20 protein-coding genes are annotated in these 18,334 nt (G+C 71.6%); 17 read left to right on the forward strand and 3 right to left on the reverse strand.

The window, feature by feature from the left end; all coding sequences use genetic code 11:
• Window positions 1-75 precede the first annotated feature (75 nt).
• Entirely contained in the window at window positions 76-858 is a 783-nt protein-coding gene (locus VGO20_RS09655; RefSeq protein WP_327502116.1) for a 3-hydroxybutyrate dehydrogenase, read from the forward strand.
• Window positions 859-891: 33 nt separating this feature from the next.
• Here VGO20_RS09655 and VGO20_RS09660 read toward each other — a convergent pair whose 3' ends face one another.
• Complete coding sequence (locus VGO20_RS09660) at window positions 892-1,296, reverse strand: winged helix-turn-helix transcriptional regulator (protein WP_327502117.1); 405 nt, start codon at window positions 1,294-1,296, stop codon at window positions 892-894.
• 148 nt (window positions 1,297-1,444) lie between these two features.
• On the opposite strand from VGO20_RS09660, the gene gstA reads away from it, so the two are divergent.
• The 5 genes from gstA (at window position 1,445) to sugE (ending at window position 4,073) form a co-directional block, all read left to right on the forward strand.
• Complete coding sequence (gene gstA, locus VGO20_RS09665) at window positions 1,445-2,053, forward strand: glutathione transferase GstA (RefSeq protein ID WP_327502118.1); 609 nt, start codon at window positions 1,445-1,447, stop codon at window positions 2,051-2,053.
• Between the two features lie 9 nt (window positions 2,054-2,062).
• Window positions 2,063-2,440, forward strand: coding sequence for a nuclear transport factor 2 family protein (locus VGO20_RS09670; RefSeq protein WP_327502119.1), 378 nt, complete (start codon window positions 2,063-2,065; stop codon window positions 2,438-2,440).
• Window positions 2,441-2,465: 25 nt separating this feature from the next.
• The gene (locus VGO20_RS09675; RefSeq protein ID WP_327502120.1) at window positions 2,466-2,678 is read left to right on the forward strand and encodes a tautomerase family protein; all 213 of its coding nucleotides are present in this window, start codon (window positions 2,466-2,468) and stop codon (window positions 2,676-2,678) included.
• Window positions 2,679-2,685: 7 nt separating this feature from the next.
• A complete protein-coding gene (locus VGO20_RS09680) occupies window positions 2,686-3,678 on the forward strand; it encodes an NAD(P)H-dependent flavin oxidoreductase (RefSeq protein ID WP_327502121.1) in 993 nt (330 codons plus the stop codon).
• Window positions 3,679-3,755: 77 nt separating this feature from the next.
• Window positions 3,756-4,073, forward strand: coding sequence for a quaternary ammonium compound efflux SMR transporter SugE (sugE, locus tag VGO20_RS09685; RefSeq protein ID WP_327502122.1), 318 nt, complete (start codon window positions 3,756-3,758; stop codon window positions 4,071-4,073).
• Window positions 4,074-4,086: 13 nt separating this feature from the next.
• Here sugE and VGO20_RS09690 read toward each other — a convergent pair whose 3' ends face one another.
• On the reverse strand, window positions 4,087-5,271 hold the full coding sequence (locus tag VGO20_RS09690) for a GNAT family N-acetyltransferase (protein ID WP_327502123.1): 1,185 nt from the start codon (window positions 5,269-5,271) through the stop codon (window positions 4,087-4,089).
• 7 nt (window positions 5,272-5,278) lie between these two features.
• On the reverse strand, window positions 5,279-6,910 hold the full coding sequence (locus tag VGO20_RS09695; RefSeq protein ID WP_327502124.1) for an acyl-CoA synthetase: 1,632 nt from the start codon (window positions 6,908-6,910) through the stop codon (window positions 5,279-5,281).
• A gap of 101 nt (window positions 6,911-7,011) precedes the next feature.
• On the opposite strand from VGO20_RS09695, the gene VGO20_RS09700 reads away from it, so the two are divergent.
• The 11 genes from VGO20_RS09700 (at window position 7,012) to VGO20_RS09750 (ending at window position 18,316) form a co-directional block, all read left to right on the forward strand.
• A complete protein-coding gene (locus VGO20_RS09700) occupies window positions 7,012-7,665 on the forward strand; it encodes a formyl transferase (protein WP_327502125.1) in 654 nt (217 codons plus the stop codon).
• Between the two features lie 207 nt (window positions 7,666-7,872).
• Window positions 7,873-8,193 carry a helix-turn-helix transcriptional regulator gene (locus tag VGO20_RS09705; RefSeq protein ID WP_327502126.1) on the forward strand — a complete coding sequence of 107 codons (321 nt, stop codon included), beginning with the start codon at window positions 7,873-7,875 and terminating at the stop codon, window positions 8,191-8,193.
• Window positions 8,194-8,195: 2 nt separating this feature from the next.
• Complete coding sequence (locus VGO20_RS09710) at window positions 8,196-9,554, forward strand: type II toxin-antitoxin system HipA family toxin (protein ID WP_327502127.1); 1,359 nt, start codon at window positions 8,196-8,198, stop codon at window positions 9,552-9,554.
• Between the two features lie 231 nt (window positions 9,555-9,785).
• Entirely contained in the window at window positions 9,786-10,889 is a 1,104-nt protein-coding gene (locus VGO20_RS09715; protein ID WP_327502128.1) for a glycosyltransferase family 4 protein, read from the forward strand.
• Between the two features lie 82 nt (window positions 10,890-10,971).
• A complete protein-coding gene (locus VGO20_RS09720; protein WP_327502129.1) occupies window positions 10,972-12,885 on the forward strand; it encodes a propionyl-CoA synthetase in 1,914 nt (637 codons plus the stop codon).
• 265 nt (window positions 12,886-13,150) lie between these two features.
• On the forward strand, window positions 13,151-13,660 hold the full coding sequence (locus VGO20_RS09725) for a sigma-70 family RNA polymerase sigma factor (RefSeq protein WP_327502130.1): 510 nt from the start codon (window positions 13,151-13,153) through the stop codon (window positions 13,658-13,660).
• 69 nt (window positions 13,661-13,729) lie between these two features.
• A complete protein-coding gene (locus VGO20_RS09730) occupies window positions 13,730-14,653 on the forward strand; it encodes an anti-sigma factor family protein (protein ID WP_327502131.1) in 924 nt (307 codons plus the stop codon).
• A 74-nt stretch (window positions 14,654-14,727) separates the two neighbouring features.
• Window positions 14,728-15,084 (forward strand): hypothetical protein, encoded by a 357-nt coding sequence (locus VGO20_RS09735; protein WP_327502132.1) that lies wholly within the window; start codon window positions 14,728-14,730, stop codon window positions 15,082-15,084.
• Window positions 15,085-15,280: 196 nt separating this feature from the next.
• Window positions 15,281-16,591: an O-acetylhomoserine aminocarboxypropyltransferase gene (locus tag VGO20_RS09740; protein ID WP_327502133.1), complete on the forward strand. Its 1,311-nt coding sequence runs from the start codon at window positions 15,281-15,283 to the stop codon at window positions 16,589-16,591.
• Window positions 16,592-16,613: 22 nt separating this feature from the next.
• Window positions 16,614-17,432, forward strand: coding sequence for an alpha/beta fold hydrolase (locus tag VGO20_RS09745; protein WP_327502134.1), 819 nt, complete (start codon window positions 16,614-16,616; stop codon window positions 17,430-17,432).
• An 8-nt stretch (window positions 17,433-17,440) separates the two neighbouring features.
• Complete coding sequence (locus VGO20_RS09750) at window positions 17,441-18,316, forward strand: NAD(P)-dependent oxidoreductase (RefSeq protein WP_327502135.1); 876 nt, start codon at window positions 17,441-17,443, stop codon at window positions 18,314-18,316.
• The last annotated feature ends 18 nt before the right edge of the window (window positions 18,317-18,334 follow it).

Genomic DNA, 18,334 nt, shown 5'->3' on the forward strand with positions numbered 1-18,334 from the left:
GCCGATCGGCGATATGAAGCGGGGGAGGGGCCCCGACCGGGTTCCCGGGCATCGCGAGAGCAAGGAGGAACCCACATGCTCGAAGGCAGGACCGCGCTCGTCACCGGATCGACCAGCGGCATCGGTCTCGGCATCGCCAGGGCGCTTGCGGCCCAGGGCGCGGACATCGCGTTGAACGGGTTCGGCGATCCGGCGCAGATCGCGGCGCTGCGCTCCGCGCTCGCCGAGGAGTTCGGCATCCGCGTCACCCACCACGCCGCCGACGTCGGCAAGCCGGAGGAGGTCGAGGCCATGGTCGCCCACGCGACCTCGGAACTCGGCAAGGTCGACATCCTCGTGAACAACGCCGGCATCCAGCACGTAGCACCGGTGGACGAGTTCCCGATCGAGAAGTGGCAGCAGATCGTCTCGATCAACCTGTCCGGCGTCTTCTACGGCATCCGCTACGCGCTGCCCCAGATGAAGGCGCGCGACTGGGGCCGCATCGTCAACATCGCCTCGGCCCACGGCCTCGTGGCCAGCGCCGCGAAGTCCGCCTATGTCGCGGCCAAGCACGGCGTCGTCGGCCTGACCAAGGTGGTGGCGCTGGAGACCGCCCAGTCCGGCGTCACCTGCAACGCGATCTGCCCGGGCTGGGTGCTGACGCCGCTGGTCCAGGCGCAGATCGACGCGCTGGCCGCGCGGCGCGGCCTGTCGCCCGAGGATGCCAAGCGCGAGCTGCTGAGCGAGAAGCAGCCCTCCGGGAACTTCGTGACGCCGGACCAGCTCGGCCAGCTCGCGGTCTTCCTGTGCTCCGACGCGGCCTCCCAGATGACCGGCACGGCGCTGCCGATGGACGGCGGCTGGACCTCGCAGTAGCAGGCCCGAGCGTTTCCGGTTATCCGGAAACGCTCAAGCGCTCGCCCCCTCGGCCGGCTGCGCGGGGGCCCCGCGGCCGGATCGGGCGCGGTCGGCCTGCTGCGCCTTCAGCTTGTGGCCGACCTGGACGATGGCCGTGATCGCCGGCATCAGCTCCAGCCCGAGCTCCGTCAGCGCGTATTCCACCGAGGGCGGCGTCGTCGGCATCACCGTCCGCGTGACGACGCCCTTGCCCTCCAGCTCGCGCAGCCGCGTGCTCAGCACCTTGGCGGAGATCGCGGGCATGTCGGCCCGAAGCTCCATGAACCGCCTCGGCCCCGCGCTCAGGTACCAGATCAGGTTGGGCGTCCACGCGCCGCCCAGCAGCGTCATGCACTCCGACAGCGGGCATGTCGGCAGCGTCGGCGGCGCCTTGTTCTTGCGGATCTTCAGCGGCATCGGTCGGGCCTCCAGGTTACCGCGAGGTTACCCGAAAGTGGCGGTTACCGCAAGATACGGGGTTTCCATACGTTACCGCTCCCCGTAGCGTGGTCCCACCGATCGACACGGCGTCCGAACACGCCGATCACCACGAGGACCCGACACGATGAAGCTGTACTACACTCCCGGCGCATGCTCCCTGTCCCCGCACATCATCCTGCGCGAGATCGGGGCCCAGTTCGAGCTGGAGCGCGTCGACGCCGCGACCAAGACGACCGAGCACGGCGAGGATTTCCGCCAGGTGAACCCGAAGGGCTACGTCCCGGCGCTCCGGCTGCCCGACGGCGAGGTCCTGACCGAGGGGGCGGCGGTCGTCCAGTACATCGCCGACGCGCACGGCGCCCGCGACCTGGCACCACCGGTCGGGACCGTCGCCCGGGCCCGCCTCCAGGAGCACCTGAACTTCGTCGCGTCCGAGCTGCACAAGGCGTTCTCGCCCCTGTTCCATCCCGCCGCCTCGGCGGAAGCGAAGGCGGCCGCCCCGGAGAATGTCGGCCGCCGCTTCGACCATGTCGAGCGCGTGCTCGGCGACGGCCGCCCCTATCTCCTGGGCGAGACGTTCACCGTCGCGGACGCCTATCTCTTCGTGGTGTCCAGCTGGGCGGTCCCGACGGGCATCGGCCTCGACCGCTGGCCGCTGCTGGCGGCCTTCGTCGAGCGCGTGCGCGGCCGGCCCACGGTCCGGGCGGCTATGGCGGCCGAAGGCCTGGACTGAGGACGGGCCATGCGGAACGCGTATCCGGACGTCGTGGCCGTGTTGTCGACCTATTTCGACGGCCTCCACCACAGCGACACCACCCGGCTGAAGAGCGTGTTCCATCCGCGCGCGCAGTATGTCTGCGCCACGGAGGGCACGCTCACCTACCTGACGATGGACGAGTATTTCCCCATCGTCGACCGGCGGCCGTCCCCGGCCAGCCGCGGGGAGCCGCGCGCGGACGACATCGTCTCGGTCGAGTTCGCCGGGCCGGTCACGGCGTTCGCGCGGGTGAACTGCGCGATCGGCCCGAAATACTTCACCGATCTGCTGACGCTGGTCCGCGTCGACGACCGCTGGCAGATCATCTCGAAGGTCTTCCACTTCGACCTCCGGGCGACCTGAGCCCTTTACCGTCAAGGAGTGCGTCATGCCCTACGTGAACATGAAGATCACCCGCGAAGGCGCCACGCCCGAGCAGAAGGCCGCCCTCATCAAGGGCGTGACCGACCTGCTGGTGGACGTCCTCGACAAGAACCCCGCCACGACCTTCGTCGTCATCGACGAGGTGGACATGGAGGACTGGGGCGTCGGCGGGCTTCCCGTCGGGGAGTATCGCCGGAAGCTCCGCGGGCAGGGGTGAGGCGGCCATGGCCATCGTGACCGGACTGACGAAACGCCTGGGCCTCGCGGCGCCGATCCTGTCGGCGCCCATGGCGGGCATCGGCGGCGGCGCGCTGGCCGCGGCGGTGAGCGGCGCCGGCGGGCTCGGGCTGGTCGGCGGCGGCTACGGCGACCGGGAGTGGCTGTCCCGGGAGCTCGACGTCGCCGACCGGGCCGGGGCGGGGGCCGGAGCCGGTGTCGGCGTCGGCTTCATAACCTGGGCGCTGGCCCGCGACCCCGACCTCCTGGCGGTGGCGCTGGAGCGGCGCCCCCGGGCGATCTTCCTCTCCTTCGGCGACGTCGGCCCCTATGCGCCGGCCGTCGCCAGGGCCGGCGTGCCCCTGGTAGCACAGGTCCAGACCGTCGCCGCGGCGAAGGCCGCGGTGGGCGAGGGGGCCGTTATCGTCGTGGCCCAGGGGACCGAGGCGGGCGGCCATGGCGGCGAGCGCGCGACCATGGCGCTGGTGCCGGCCGTCGTCGACGCGGTGGGGTCCGTCCCCGTGGTCGCGGCGGGCGGCATCGCGGACGGGCGGGGCCTCGCGGCGGCCCTGATGCTGGGGGCGGCGGGCGTCCTCTGCGGCACGGCGTTCTACGCCACCCGCGAGGCGCTGGCCCATGCCAATGCCAAGCGGGCGGCCGTCGAGGCGTCGGGGGACCGGACCGTCCGCGGCAGCGTCTTCGACGCCGTCCGCGGCTACGACTGGCCGGCGCCATGGCGGATCAGGACGCTGGAGAACGCCTTCTACCGCCGCTGGGCGTCCCGGCCGGACCTGCTGGCGCAGGACATCTCCCGCCAGCGCCAGGCCTACCAGGCCGCGCAGGCGGCCGGCGACGTCGACACGGCCGCCGTGATCGTCGGCGAGGCGGTCGACCTCGTGCGCGCGCAGGAGGGGGCGGCCGCGGTGGTCCGCCGCATCGCGGAGGAGGCGGAAGCCCGCCTCGGCTCGGCGCGGCTCTGGCTGGAGCGATCCCCGGCATAGCGGCCGGGCGGCATCGGCGGTATTCCTTCGTCCACGGGCGGGGGCGATCCCGCCGCGGCTTGCCGGGGAGTATGTTCGTGGCCTGGATCGTTCTTTTCGCCGCCGGCCTGTTCGAGGTCGGCTGGGCCGTCGGTCTGAAATACACCGAAGGCTTCACCCGCCTGGTGCCCTCGGTGGCGACGGCGGCGTGCATGCTGGTGAGCCTCGGCCTGCTCGGCGTCGCGCTGAAGACGCTGCCGCTCGGGACCGCCTATGCCGTCTGGACCGGGATCGGCACCGTCGGCACGGCCCTGTTCGGCATGGCGCTGCTGGGCGAGCCGGCCGACCCGGTCCGGCTCGCCTGCATCCTCATGATCGTCGCCGGCATCGTCGGGCTGAAGCTCGCCGCCCCGTGACCGGGGCGGCGCATCAGAAGAAGTCCACGGTCCACGGCCTGGGGCCGGCGAACAGGCGCGTCGCGGCGGCGACGGCCGCCGGCGGCCCGTCCGCTTGGCCGAGCGCCGCCAGCCGCGCCGCCGGAAGGTACCCGGCATAGAGGCTGGCGAGCGCCGGGGCGCCCAGGCGCAGCCCGCCCCCGCCGGACGGCGCGCGCACCACCTCGCACCGCCCGCCCGCGACCGTAAGGCGCCACGGCCCGGCATTGGCCGGCAGCACCGGGTCGTCGACCTCCAGCACCAGCTCGCCCTCGGTCCCGTCCGGCCAGCCCCGGGCCGCCATCGCCGCCGGCAGGTCGACGACGCGCAGCATCCAGCGGCGCCAAAGGGCGGGCGTGACGCCGCGCTCGTCGGCGAGCATGACCAGCGCGTCGTCCGGCCCGCCGGTCCAGCACACCCGCTCCACCTGCGACCAGTATCCGGACGCGAGGTGCAGCGCCGCGCGCGCCGCCGCCGCACTCGGCGCGCAGACGTCCAGGAACTCGACCTCCGCCTCGCCGCGGCGCAGGATCGCGTAGCCCTCGGGGCCTTGCTCCCCGTCGAAGGTGACGACGTCGACCTCGCCCCCGCCCCCGCCCCCCGGCGGCGACAGCATCTCGCCCCACAGGACCGCGTCGCGGTCGATCAGCCCGTTGGTCGCCGCCGCCTCCCGCCGGCGCAGTGCCGCCAGCAGCGCGCGGTCCGGCGCCGGATGGCGGCTGACGTCGAGCCGCGCGCCGCCCCGGACCCGCAGCGCCTGCGGCGGTGCCTGGAAGCGGATCGCGTCGCCGCCATGGCCGTAGCCCGCCCCGCGGTACAGCGGCAGCGTCGCGGGATAGAGCGCGGACAGCGGCCGGCCCTCGGCATGCAGCTCGCGCATCAGCCCGGCCATCAGCGCCGTCGCGGCGCCGCGCCCGCGGGCCGCCGGGTCGCTCGCGACCGCCGCGACGCCGGTGCACGGGACCGGCCGGCCGCCGAACCACTGCGAGAACTCGATGCGCGCGAGCGTCGCGGCCGGCCCCGACGGCCCGCGCATCACGCGCAGCGCGCCGTCGCCCAGTGCCACGCGGTAGGCCGCGGTGCGCTCGGCGGGGACGGCGAAGGCCTGGCGCATCATCGCGGCCAGGGCCTCGCCGTCTCCCTCGTGCCCGAAGCGGTCGTAGCGCAACGATGTGTCCATGGATGCCTCAGCCGAGCGCCCTGGCCTGCTCGCGCAGGACGAATTTCTGGATCTTCCCGGTCGATGTCTTGGGCAGCGGGCCGAACACGACCGTGCGCGGGCACTTGAACCCGGCCAGGTGCCGGCGGGTGAAGTCGATGATCTCCTCGGCCGTCGCCGTCTCGCCGTCCCTGAGCTGGACGAACGCGCACGGGCTCTCGCCCCATTTCTCGTCAGGCTTCGCGACCACCGCGGCGTCCATCACGGCCGGGTGCCGGTACAGCACCGCCTCGACCTCGATCGTCGAGATGTTCTCGCCGCCGGAGATGATGATGTCCTTGGAGCGGTCCTTCAGCTCGATGTAGCCGTCGGGATGCATGACGCCGAGGTCGCCGGTGTGGAACCAGCCGCCCGCGAACGCCTCGGCCGTCGCGGTCGGGTTCTTCAGGTAGCCGCTCATCACGGTGTTGCCGCGCATCAGCACCTCGCCCATCGTCTTGCCGTCGGCCGGCACCGGCTCGAGCGTCTGCGGGTCGGCGACGCTCAGCCCCTCCAGCGTCGGGTAGGTGACGCCCTGGCGCGCCTTCAGCACGGCGCGCTCCTCCAGCGGCAGCTCGTCCCATTCCTCGTGCCAGGCGCAGACCGTGACCGGGCCGTAGACCTCCGTCAGGCCATAGACATGGGTCACCTTGAAGTTCAGCCGCTCCATCTTCTCGATCACCGCGGCGGGCGGGGCGGCGCCGGCGGTCATCATGCGGATGCCGGCCGGGATGTCCCGGCGCTGGCCGGCCGGCGCGTTGACCAGCAGGCCCATCACGATCGGTGCGCCGCACAGATGGGTGACGCCGTGGTCGGCGATGGCGTCGTACATCGCCTTCGCCTCGACGCGGCGCAGGCAGACATGCGTCCCCGCCATCGCGGTGATCGTCCACGGGAAGCACCAGCCGTTGCAGTGGAACATCGGCAGCGTCCACAGATAAACGGGATGATGGTCCATGCCCCAGGTCAGCACGTTGCCCATCGCGTTCAGGTAGGCGCCGCGGTGGTGGTAGACGACGCCCTTCGGGTTGCCGGTCGTGCCCGAGGTGTAGTTCAGCGCGATCGCCTGCCATTCGTCGGCCGGAAGCCGCCAGTCGAAGTCGGGGTCGCCCTCGGCCAGGAACTCCTCGTAGGTCAGCTCGCCGATCCGCTCGCCCCCGGACGCCAGCGGGTCGTCGATGTCGATCACCAGCGGGCGCTTCGGCAGCATGCGCAGCGCCTCGGCGATCGTGGCCGAGAACTCGCGGTCGGTGATCAGCACCTTGCAGTCGCCGTGCTGGAGGATGAAGGCGATCGTCGCGGCGTCGAGGCGGACGTTCAGCGCGTTCAGCACCGCGCCCGCCATCGGGATGCCGAAATGGCCCTCCATCGCCTCGGGGATGTTGGGCGCCATCACCGAGACCGTGTCGCCGAGGCCGATGCCGCGCCGCGCCAGCGCCGAGGCGAGCCGCCGACAGCGCTCGTAGGTCTCGCGCCAGGTACGGCGCAGCGGCCCGTGGACGACGGCCGTGCGGTCGGGATAGACGGACGCCGTGCGCTGCAGGAACGAAAGCGGGGACAGCGGCACGTGGTTGGCCGGGTTCCTGTCCAGGTCCATTTCGTAGGGGTTGTGCTGCGTCATCGTGTCCGTCCCTGATTGCGGATGCCGTCGGCCGCGGGCATTCTTGGCAGAGCGCAGCATAACCCCGTGCCCGCGCCGGAGAGAATGCCCGTCAAGCAAGCATGCCCGAGCACGTCGTCCTGCTGACCGGCGGCCGCGAGGCGCCGCACCTTTCCCGGTTCCTGGCCACCCACAACCCGGCCCTGCGCATCGACCACGCGCCGACGCGCGCCGACGCCGGCGCGCTGTGCCGGGAAGGCACGCTTCTGATCGCGTTCCTGACCGCCGAGATCGTGCCGCGCGCCGTCCTCGACCGGCTCGGCCGGCCCGCCTACAACTTCCATCCCGGTCCGCCGACCTGCCCCGGCCGCTATCCCGAGAGCTTCGCGGCCTATCGCGGCGACGCGCGGTTCGGCGCGACCGCCCACGAGATGGCGCCGCGCGTCGACGAGGGCCCGGTCGTCGGGGTCGAGCTGTTCGACGTGCCGCCGGACACCGACCAGCTCGGGCTCGGCGATCTCGCCTACCAGGCGTCCGTGCGCCTGTTCGGCCGGCTCGGCCCGTTCCTGGCCACCTCGGACGCGCCGCTGCCGCATCTCCCCGTGTCCTGGACCGGCCGCAAGACCACCAGCGCCGAATACGAGGCGCTGCGCGAGGTGACGCCGGACATGCCGGAGGAGGAGTTCGCCCGCCGCCTGCGCGGCTTCGGCGCCAACGCCGGCACCCCGCTCTTCCTGCGCCTGCACGGCCGCCGCTTCGTCCTGGTCCCGGATTGAGGTGCTATTCGCCGCGTCCCGGCGAAGGCTCTCAGATCGCGAGGTCGGTCGAACCCTCCAGGTACGGCACCAGGCCCCACTGCGGAATGACCACGTGGACGTGTTCATTCGGGCAGTCGACCACGTTCAGGTCGTCAATTGACATGAAGCGCAATCGATAACATATTCGTGGTCAATCCTCCGAATGAACACATATCGGTAATCGCTATGGACCGCATCAGTTCGGGCCTGACGCGACAGGCTATCAAGAACCTTGGGCGGCGCGTCAAGGATGCGCGCGAGCGCCGCGGCCTGTCTCAGCGCCAGCTCGCCGAACGTTCCGGAGGCCATCAGACGCAGCTGTCGCGCGTCGAGAGCGGGCATGACGTTCGCCTTTCGACCCTCATCGACACCGCACGTCTCGTCGGCCTTGAGGTCATGCTGGTACCGCGGGAACTCACTGCCGCCGTCCAGCCGATGATCGACCCGCAAAATACGGACTACTCCAAGGCTGAGCGGCCGCTCTACTCGCTGGAAGAGGATGAATGAGCATGCCGACTCTGCAGACAGGCATCGACGACGTACTCTCCAAACCTCCAGTCTTGAACGTGTTTCTTGGAACTCGGCCGGTCGGGCAGATAATAGGCCTGCCCGGGGACAAAAACACGTTCGCCTTCTTCGAGTCCTATCTTGAGGATCGGAACCGCCCGATCGTCAGCCTGGGATTCAAGGGTCCTGGAGGAATCATCGCGTACAAGCAAAGGGTCCGGCAAACCAAGGTCGATCCCTTCTTCTCGAACCTCCTGCCTGAAGGGCCACTCCGCGCCTACGCCGCCGGCAGAAACGGAATCCATCCCGACCGCGAGTTCCATCTGCTGCGAATTCTTGGAGAGGATCTTCCAGGCGCCGTGGTCGTGCGTCCGGCAGAGGATGCCCCGCCGACAGACGAAGGCCTCGCCGCTCCGCCGGCCGGGCAGTCGGCCAGCGACACGAATGCTCCGGTCAAATTCTCGCTGGCAGGCGTCCAAATGAAGCTTTCGGCGCTCCGCAAGGTTGCCGGCGGTCTCACCATTCCCGCCTCGGGAAAAGGAGGTAGATGGATCGTCAAGTTTCCGTCGGAGCGCTTCCAGGCGGTTCCTGAAAACGAGTTCTGGATGATGACCATGGCACGCCGTATCGGCCTCGACGTGCCCGACATCGACCTTGTTCCCATCGATTCGATCGTAGGTCTTCCGCCTGGCATCCGCACGGATCTCGGCCGCGCACTCGCGATTCGCCGCTTCGACCGAACCGAAGCGGGAGGCAGGATCCATATGGAGGATTTCGCACAGATATTCCGTATCTACCCGCATGACAAATACGATAAAGCGAACTTCGACCGCATCGGCGAGGTCATCTTCAGCGAACTCGGCGAAGAGGGGCTACAGGACTATGTAGCGCGGCTCGTATTCACGGCCGCGATCGGTAACGGCGATATGCATGTCAAGAACTGGTCTATCCTCTACACCGGGATCGGGCCTCGACTCGCCCCAGTCTATGATTATCTGTCGACCCTGACCTACGTGAGCGGCATCGAGGACCTCGGCATGAACCTCGGCGGTTCGAAACGCTTCTCCGATATCGACGACGATCTGTTCGCACGCTTCGCGGACAATGCGCGACTGCCCGGAACGCTCGTGCACAAGGTTGTCGGAGAAACCGTGAAACGAGTGACCGATGCCTGGGCGGAAATTCGGAAAGAAGCCGAACTGCCGAGAATTCTGATCAAAGCTATCGATACGCACATGGCGACCCTGCCGATCATGAAGCGCGACACTTTGATTACCACCAAGTTTCTCCAGGCTGGACGACCATCGGACAGGAAGGATGTCTCTACGCTGAAGCAGCCACAGAAGCGTCCTGGCAACTAGTGCTCTGTCGAGGCGCAGCCCAGCTCCGATACCGTGTCGTTGGAGGCCGGGGGTGCGCGTCCGGCCCTTTTCTCTCCGGAAGCAGCGGCGCAAGCGCGCGATCCGGAGATGGAGGGTTCGCGGGTTGAGGTCGTGCTTTCGGCGGTACTCGGCGCGCCCGGGCGTGGTCCTGGCGGCGCGACAGGCACCACGTGTATCCTGGCCGGACGACCGACCCCGATTGGCCGCCCCATGCGCATCCTGTTCGCCGACCTCGCTGCCTGGGACTACGACGTCGACACGCCCGGCGAGCGCGCCCTCGGCGGCATGCAGTCGGCGGCCTGCCATCTCGCGGTGGCCCTCGCCGCCGACGGGCATGACGTCGCGCTGCTGACCGGCACCGCCCGACCCGGCCTGCGCCGCGGCGTGCATTGCCTCGCCGCCGCCGACCCGCGCACGCCGGAGCTTCTCGCCGCCTTCGGCTTCGATGCCGCCGTCTCGCTCCAGGCGGCACGGACGGGCTGGCGCGAGCGGCTGGCGCCCGGCACGCCCGTCCTGCTGTGGACCGGCCATGCCGACGACCAGGACGCGGTCGCCGCTCTCGCCGATCCGGACGTGCGCTCCGTCTTCGACGGCTTCGTCTTCGTCGGCGAGTGGCAGCGCCGGCGCTTCGCGGCGCGCTTCGGCATCGAGGAGGCGCGCGCCGCCGTCATCGGCAACGCCGTCGCTCCCGCCTTCGAGCGGCTGTTCTCGAGCCGGGACGACCTCGCCGCCGCCAAGGCGCGCCCGCCCGTGCTCGCCTACACCTCGACCCCGTTCCGCGGGCTGGAGCTGCTGCTGGCGATGATGCCGCGGCTGTCGGCGGACTGCGTCCTAGACGTCTATTCCGGCCTCTCGACCTACGACGTCGCCCCGGCCGACGACCCGTTCGCCGCCCTCTACCGGCGCGCCGCCGAGACCCCGCGCGTGCGCTATGTCGGCCCGCTGCCGCAGCCGGCGCTGGCGCTGGCACTGCGGCCGGCCTCGCTGCTCGCATATCCCTGCATCTTCGCCGAGACCTTCTGCATCTCGGCCCTCGAAGCGATGGCCGCGGGCTGCCTCGTCGTCACCACCGACCTCGGCGCGCTGGCGCAGACGACCGCCGGCCGGGCGGTGCTCGTCCCGATGGACGGCGGCCTGCCGGCGGCGATGCACCGCTATCTCGGCGCCCTCGACGACGCCGTAGGGCGGGCCGGCGCGCCCGAGACCCTGGACCGGCTGTGGGAGCAGGTGGGCTGGGTGAACGCCACCGGCACCTGGGCCGTGCGGGCGCGGGAATGGGCGGACCTGCTGTCGCGCGCTAACGCCGTTCTTTGATCCATCGCATTTGCAAGGCGCCGGAGCCTGACGCAAGATCGGCCGGGAGGAAACCTCCGCCGCAACGAGCGAGAAGAAGGCGATGACCGGGCGCTATCACGACCTGTACACCCGCTCCCTGACCGATCCCGAGGGCTTCTGGGCCGAAGCGGCGGAGCGGATCGACTGGATACGGCGCTGGGACACCGTCCTCGACCGCTCCAGCCCGCCCTTCTACCGCTGGTTCGCCGGCGGCGTGATGAACACCTGCTGGAACGCGCTGGACCGGCACGTCGCGGCCGGGCACGGCGCGCGCACCGCGGTCGTCTACGACAGCCCCGTCGCCGGGACGGTCGAGCGCATCTCCTACGCCGCGCTGCGCGACCGGGTCGCCGCCTTCGCGGGCGCGCTGCGCGGGCTCGGCGTCGCCAAGGGCGACCGGGTCATCCTCTACATGCCGATGATCCCGCAGGCGGTCGTCGCGATGCTGGCCTGCGCCCGGCTCGGCGCGGTCCATTCCGTCGTCTTCGGCGGCTTCGCCCCGAACGAGCTGGCGACCCGCATCGACGACGCGAAGCCGAAGGTGATCGTGTCCGCGTCCTGCGGGATCGAGGGCAGCCGGATCGTGCGCTACAAGCCGATGCTGGACGCTGCGATCGACCAGGCCTCCCACAAGCCCGGGCGCTGCGTCGTCTTCCAGCGCCCGCAGGAACAGGCGGCCCTGATCGCGGGCCGGGACCTCGATTGGGACGACGCCGTCGCAGCCGCGCAGCCGGCGGACTGCGTGCCCGTCGCCGCCACCGACCCGCTCTACATCCTGTACACGTCGGGCACGACCGGGCAGCCCAAGGGCGTCGTCCGCGACAATGGCGGCCACGCCGTGGCGCTGCAGTGGACCATGCCCAACCTCTACGGCGTCGGGCCGGGGGAGGTGTTCTGGACCGCCTCCGACGTCGGCTGGGTCGTCGGGCATTCCTACATCGTCTACGCCCCGCTGCTGAACGGCAGCACCACGGTCCTGTTCGAGGGCAAGCCCGTCGGCACGCCGGACGCGGGCGCGTTCTGGCGCGTGGTCTCGGACCACCGGGTGACCACCCTGTTCACGGCGCCGACCGCGTTCCGCGCGATCAAGCGCGAGGACCCGTCCGCGATGCTGATGTCCACCTACGACCTGTCCAGCCTGCGCGCCCTGTTCCTGGCCGGCGAGCGCTCCGACCCCGACACCCTGGGCTGGGCGGAGCGGCACCTGAAGGTGCCGGTGATCGACCACTGGTGGCAGACCGAGACCGGCTGGTGCATCGCCGGCAACCCGCTCGGGGTCGAGCTCTTCCCGGTCAAGCCCGGCTCGGCGACCAAGCCGCTGCCGGGATGGGACGTCCGCTGCGTCGATCCGTCGAACCGGGAGGTGCCCGCGGGCGACATCGGAGCGATCGTGATCCGCCTGCCGCTGCCGCCGGGTGCGCTGCGCACGCTGTGGAACGCCGACGAGCGCTTCGTGCGCTCCTACCTGACGGACTATCCCGGCTACTACCAGACCGGCGACGCCGGCTTCGTCGACGGCGACGGCTACGTCCACATCATGGCGCGCACGGACGACATCATCAACGTGGCCGGCCACCGCCTGTCCACCGGCGCGATGGAGGAGATCCTGGCCGCCCATGCCGACGTCGCCGAATGCGCGGTGATCGGCGTCCATGACCAGCTCAAGGGCCAGCTCCCGCTCGGGCTCCTGGTGCTCAAGGCCGGCGTCGACCGGCCGGAAGGGGAGATCGTCGCCGAGGTCGTGCGGATGGTGCGCGACCGGATCGGCCCGGTCGCGGCCTTCAAGCAGGCGGTCGTCGTCGACCGGCTGCCCAAGACCCGCTCGGGCAAGATCCTGCGCGGCACGATGCAGAAGATCGCCGACGGCCAGGACTGGCGCATGCCCGCGACCATCGACGACCCCGCCATCCTGAACGAGATCGCCGACGCCCTGCGCCCGCTCGGATACGCCCCGGCCCGCGACAAGGAGGCCTGACCACCCCCCGTCCGCTCCCCGGGCCCTGGGACAAAGAAGCGACAAACCGGCCCCCGTCGGGCGCGGTCACAGTTTTCCGCCGCCCCGCGCACCATCCTCGGAATACGAGCGGGTGCGCGGGCGTTCATGCGGTTGGACCTCCGTTCTCGAGGGCGGGCCGGTGGACGGCTCCGGTCGGGGCGGCTCCGCGCACCCATGGAGGGGCCGGGAACCTTCGTTGAAGTTGAACGGTTCTCGGCACGACGCCAGCCATGCGGATGTCGCCGTGAGCAGCATTGCAACCCAATTGGAGCTCCACATCGCGTCACTGAGGCGCTATGCGCGCGCCTTGCTGCGCGATCGTTCGGACGCCGACGACCTGGTCCAGGAATCGCTTGCCCGCGCGCTGTCGCGGGCCGGCTTCTTCAAGGAGGGCACGAACCTAAGGGCCTGGCTATTCACCATCATGCACAACGTCCACATCAACCAGGTGCGCCGCAAGGCGGTCCGGCCGGCCGAGGTCGCGGTGGACGACGTGGCGGCGATGCTGTCCGGGCCGCCGGGGCAGGAGCACCGGCTGGAACTGCGCGACATGCAGCGCGCCCTTTCCGAACTGCCGGAGGAGCAGCGCAAGGTGCTTCTGCTGGTGGCGCTGGAGGGAATGAAGTACGAAGAAGTTGCTGCGGTGCTCGGCATTCCGGTCGGCACCGTGATGTCGCGCCTCTCGCGGGCACGCGAGGCGCTGCGCATCAAGACGACGCATCAGGGCGGCGTGCCCCTCCGGCGGGTCAAGTAGGAGGCCGGGCCGAGCGGGGGAGCCGGACGGATGGCCAGCGATGGCCGGGGATGGTTTGAGGCGGCGGGAATGACCATGGCGGCGAGGGCGATCAAGGACAGCGAACTGCATGCCTACGTGGACGGGTGGCTCGACGGCGAGCGGCGGCTGGAAGTGGAGGCGCTGCTGGCCCAGGACCCGGACGCGGCGGCCCGCGCCCGGGCCTACCGAGCCCAGACCGACGCCCTGCACGCGCTGTTCGACCCCGTCCTGTCCGAGCCGCCCGACGATGCCGCCGCGGGCCTGCGCGACCGTCTGGCCGCCGGCCTCGCCGACGGAAGGGGGCTGCGCTCCCGCCTCGCCTCGCCCTGGATGCGCATGGCCGCCGCGGTCCTGCTGACCGTCGCGAGCGGGGTCGGGGGCTGGGCGCTGCGCGGCCCGGACACCGCGATCGTCGCGCCCGGCCCGCTGCAGGTCTTCGCCGAGGAGGCGGTCCAGGCCCATGCCTTCTACACGGGCTCGCGCTTCGCGGTCGAGATGGGGGCCGACGATCCGGGCGCGCTCGACACCTGGCTGTCGCAGCGGCTCGGCCGCGTGATCTTCGGGCCGGATCTGTCCGGCCTCGGCTACCGCCTGATCGGCGGCCGCTCGCTGCCGACCGCGACCGGCGCCGGCGTGCAGTACATGTACGAGGGCGAGGGGCGCGGGCGCCTGACGCTGTTCGTCTCGGTGCCCGATGGCGGGCAGGCGGCGGCGTTCAGCTATGTCCGCCAGGGCGACATCTCGATGTTCTACTGGCTCGAGGGGCCGCTCGCCTACGCCCTCATCGGCACCGCCGGGCGGGAGGAGCTGATGTCCATCGCCCAGACCGTCCACCGCGAGTTCCAGCGCCGCGACCCGCCGGCCGGCGCCCAGCGGGCGGTCGTGGCGGCGCCGACCGGCGCGGAAGCCCCCCAGGGCCCCGCCGGCCCGGCCGTGCAGCCGGTCGGGGCGGGCACGTCCAAGCGGATGTGACGCGGCTCCCCCGGGGCAAATGGAATTCCGGCGGCCCCCGGCTGTTGCCGGGGTATCGGCATGGAGGACATGACTTGCCCAGGATACCCTTCGACCCGGCCAAAGCCGTCCCGTCGCTTGCCCGCATCGCCGGCATCGCGGCCCTCGTCGCGCTCGGCGCGTGCGCCGGCTCGGGCCCGCCCGGCGCAGGACTGGATGCCGCGCAGGCAGGTGTGGACGGCGCGCCGGGACCGGAACCGACCCTGCGCGATCCTCTCGGCTACAGCAGCCGGCCGATCGATTCCAGCCCCACCACGTCCGAGCTGGAGGGCGGCCTTGGCCTGCCGCGGACCGGCGAGGTGATCGCGCCCGGCGAGGAGTTCGAGCAGGAGGCCAGCCCCCCGCCGACGCCGCTGCTGCCGGAGGACGCGGAAGGGACAGCAGTGGAATAGCGCCTCGCAATCTCACGGGCGTGCACGGTCATTCGAATGAACGAACGTTGCTAATGCAAATAACTGGTTCGTTCCGCCTTGACGCTCGGGTTTGTGCAAAATACGCTCTCGGCCACAGCAGCTCGAGTTGAGCAGGCGAGGCAAAAAAATGAGGGCCGCGTTGAAGCGGCCCTCGTCTTTAGGGGGTCCGGGAGGCATGGCCGATGCCGGTTTCCTGAAGTTCGATACGCTCTCCCTCCATGCCGGGCAGCAGCCCGATCCGACGACGGGCGCACGCGCCGTCCCGATCCACGCCACCACCGCCTACGTGTTCCGCGACGCCGACCGGGCGTCGGCGCTGTTCGACCTGGAGATGGCCGGCCACGTCTACGGCCGCATCTCCAACCCGACCGTCGCCGTGCTGGAGGAGCGCCTGGCCGCCCTCGACGGCGGCATCGGCGCGGTGTGCACGGCGAGCGGGCAGGCGGCCCTCCACCTCGCGGTCGCCACCTTGATGGGCGCCGGCGGGCACGTCGTCGCGTCCGGCGCGCTCTATGGCGGCTCGCGCAATCTCCTGGCCGAGACGCTGCCGCGTTTCGGCATCGAGACGACCTTCGTCCCGCCCCGCGACCCCGATGCCTTCGCCGCCGCGATCCGGCCGGAGACCCGGCTCGTCCTGGGCGAGGTGATCGGCAATCCCGGGCTCGAGGTGCTCGACATCCCGGCGGTCGCGGCGGTCGCGCACGCCGCCGGGGTGCCGCTGCTGATCGACGCCACCTTCTCGACGCCGGCGCTGTGCCGGCCGCTCGACCACGGGGCCGACCTCGTGATGCATTCCGCGACCAAGTGGCTGGGCGGGCACGGCGTCGCCGTCGCCGGCGCGCTGGTCGACGGGGGCCGCTTCGACTGGACGCGCGGGCGCGGCTACCCGACCCTGACCGAGCCCTGCCGGGGCTATGGCGGCCTCGTCTTCGCCGAGCAGTTCGGCCCCGCGGCCTTCCTGATGCGCGCCCGCTACGAGGGGCTGCGCGACTTCGGCGCGACGCTGTCGCCGGAAAGCGCGTCGCGCCTCCTGCTCGGGGTCGAGACGTTGGGGCTGCGCATGGCGCGCCATGTCGAGAACGCCCGCGCCGTCGCCCGGTGGCTGGCCGACCGCGCGGCGCAGCCGGACGGCGGGGTCGTCTGGGTCAGCCATCCCGACCTGCCGGACCATCCCGACCACGCGCTCGCGGCGCGCCTGATGCCGGCCGGCGCCGGGGGCGTCGTCGCCTTCGGCGTGCGGGGCGGCAGGGCGGCGGCGCGCCGCTTCGTCGAGGCGCTGTCGCTGTTCTCGCACGTCGCCAATGTCGGCGACGCGAAGTCGCTGGCGACCCACCCCGCGAGCACCACCCAGGCCCAGCTCGGGCCGGACGCGCTCGCCGCCGCCGGCATCGGGGAGGAGATGGTCAGGCTCTCGGTCGGGCTCGAGGACGCCGGGGACCTGATCGCCGACCTGGCGCAGGCGCTGCGCGCGGCCGGCCGGGACTGAGCCGGGCGGTGGGGGAGGGGCCATGCTGCTGACCGTCGACGGACGCCCGGTCCACGCCGCCACCGGCGGCCGCCCGCTGGATGCGCCCCTGGATGCGGGCGGGCCGGTCGCGGTGCTGCTCCACGGCTCGGGGATGGACAACACGGTCTGGGCGCTCCAGAGCCGTTTCCTCGCGCATCGCGGCGTCGGCGTGCTGTCGGTCGACCTTCCCGGCCACGGCCGGTCCGCCGGGCCGCCGCTGCCGACGGTGGAGGCGCTGGGCGAATGGGTCGTGGCCCTGCTGGACGCCGCCGGCGTCGGCCGCGCTCTGCTGGCCGGCCACTCGCTGGGCGCGCTGGTGGCACTCGCCGCCGCCGGCCGCGCGCCGGAGCGCGTCGGCGCGCTGGCCCTGCTTGGGGCCGCCGACCGCATGCCCGTGCATCCCGGCCTGCTCGCCGCCGCGACCGCCGGCGAGGCCGAGGCTATCCGCATGGTCGTCGGCTGGGCGTTCGCCCGCCGCGCCCATATCGGCGGCAGCCCCGCGCCGGGGATGTGGATGGTCGGCGCCGCGCTGCGCCTGATGGAGCGCGAGGCGCCGGGCGTCCTCGGCGTCGATCTCGGCGCCTGCGACCGGTTCGCCGACGCGCCGCGCATCGCGGCCGCCATCGCCTGCCCGACGACCGTCGTGATCGGTTCGGCCGACCGGATGACCCCGCCGAAGGCCGGGCGGCGTCTGGCGGCGCTGATCCCCGGCGCCGAGATCGTCGAGCTTCCCGGCGTCGGCCACATGATGGCCGTCGAGGCGCCGGAAGCGACCGCCAGGGCGCTGCTGGGCGCCGCCACCCGTCAGGAAAGGACCTGAGAACCGCCATGACCGACCCGCAGCTTTCCCTCGCCTTCATCGGCCTCGGCGTGATGGGCTTCCCGATGGCCGGGCACCTCGCCCGCAACGGCCACCGGGTCACTGTCTACAACCGCAACCCCGCCAAGGCGGCGGCCTGGGTCGGCGAGCACGGCGGCACCGCCGCGCACACCCCCGCCGAGGCGGCCGCCGGGGCCGACATCGTCTTCGCCTGCGTCGGGGCCGACGCCGACGTGCGCGAGGTGACGCTGGGCACGGACGGCTGCTTCGCCGCGATGAAGCCGGGCGCGATCTTCGTCGACCACACGACGGCCTCGGCCGAGATTGCCCGCGAGCTGGACGCGGCGGCGACCGCGCGCGGCCTGTCCAGCCTGGACGCCCCGGTCTCCGGCGGCCAGGCCGGCGCCCAGAACGGGCAGCTCACGATCATGGTCGGCGGCGCCGAGGAGCCGTTCGCCCGCGCCGAGCCGGCGATGCGCTGCTACGGGCGCGCCGTGACCCTGCTCGGGCCGGCGGGTTTCGGCCAGCTCACCAAGATGGTCAACCAGATCTGCATCGCCGGCCTCGTCCAGGGGCTGTCGGAAGCGCTGCATTTCGCGCAGCGCGCCGGGCTGGACGGCAACCGCGTGCTCGACGTGATCGGCAAGGGTGCCGCCCAGAGCTGGCAGATGGACAACCGCGGGCGCACGATGATCGAGGGCCGCTTCGACTTCGGCTTCGCGGTCGATTGGATGCGCAAGGATCTCGGGCTCGTGCTTTCGGAGGCGAAGCGCAACGGCTCGTCCCTGCCGGTGACGGCGCTCGTCGACCAGTTCTACGGCGACGTCCAGAAGGCCGGCGGCGGACGCTGGGACACCTCCAGCCTGATCACCCGCCTGAAGTGACGCCGCCGGGCCGGCGCC

The organism is Arenibaculum sp., assembly GCF_035998295.1.
Classification (GTDB): domain Bacteria; phylum Pseudomonadota; class Alphaproteobacteria; order Azospirillales; family Azospirillaceae; genus DASYHS01.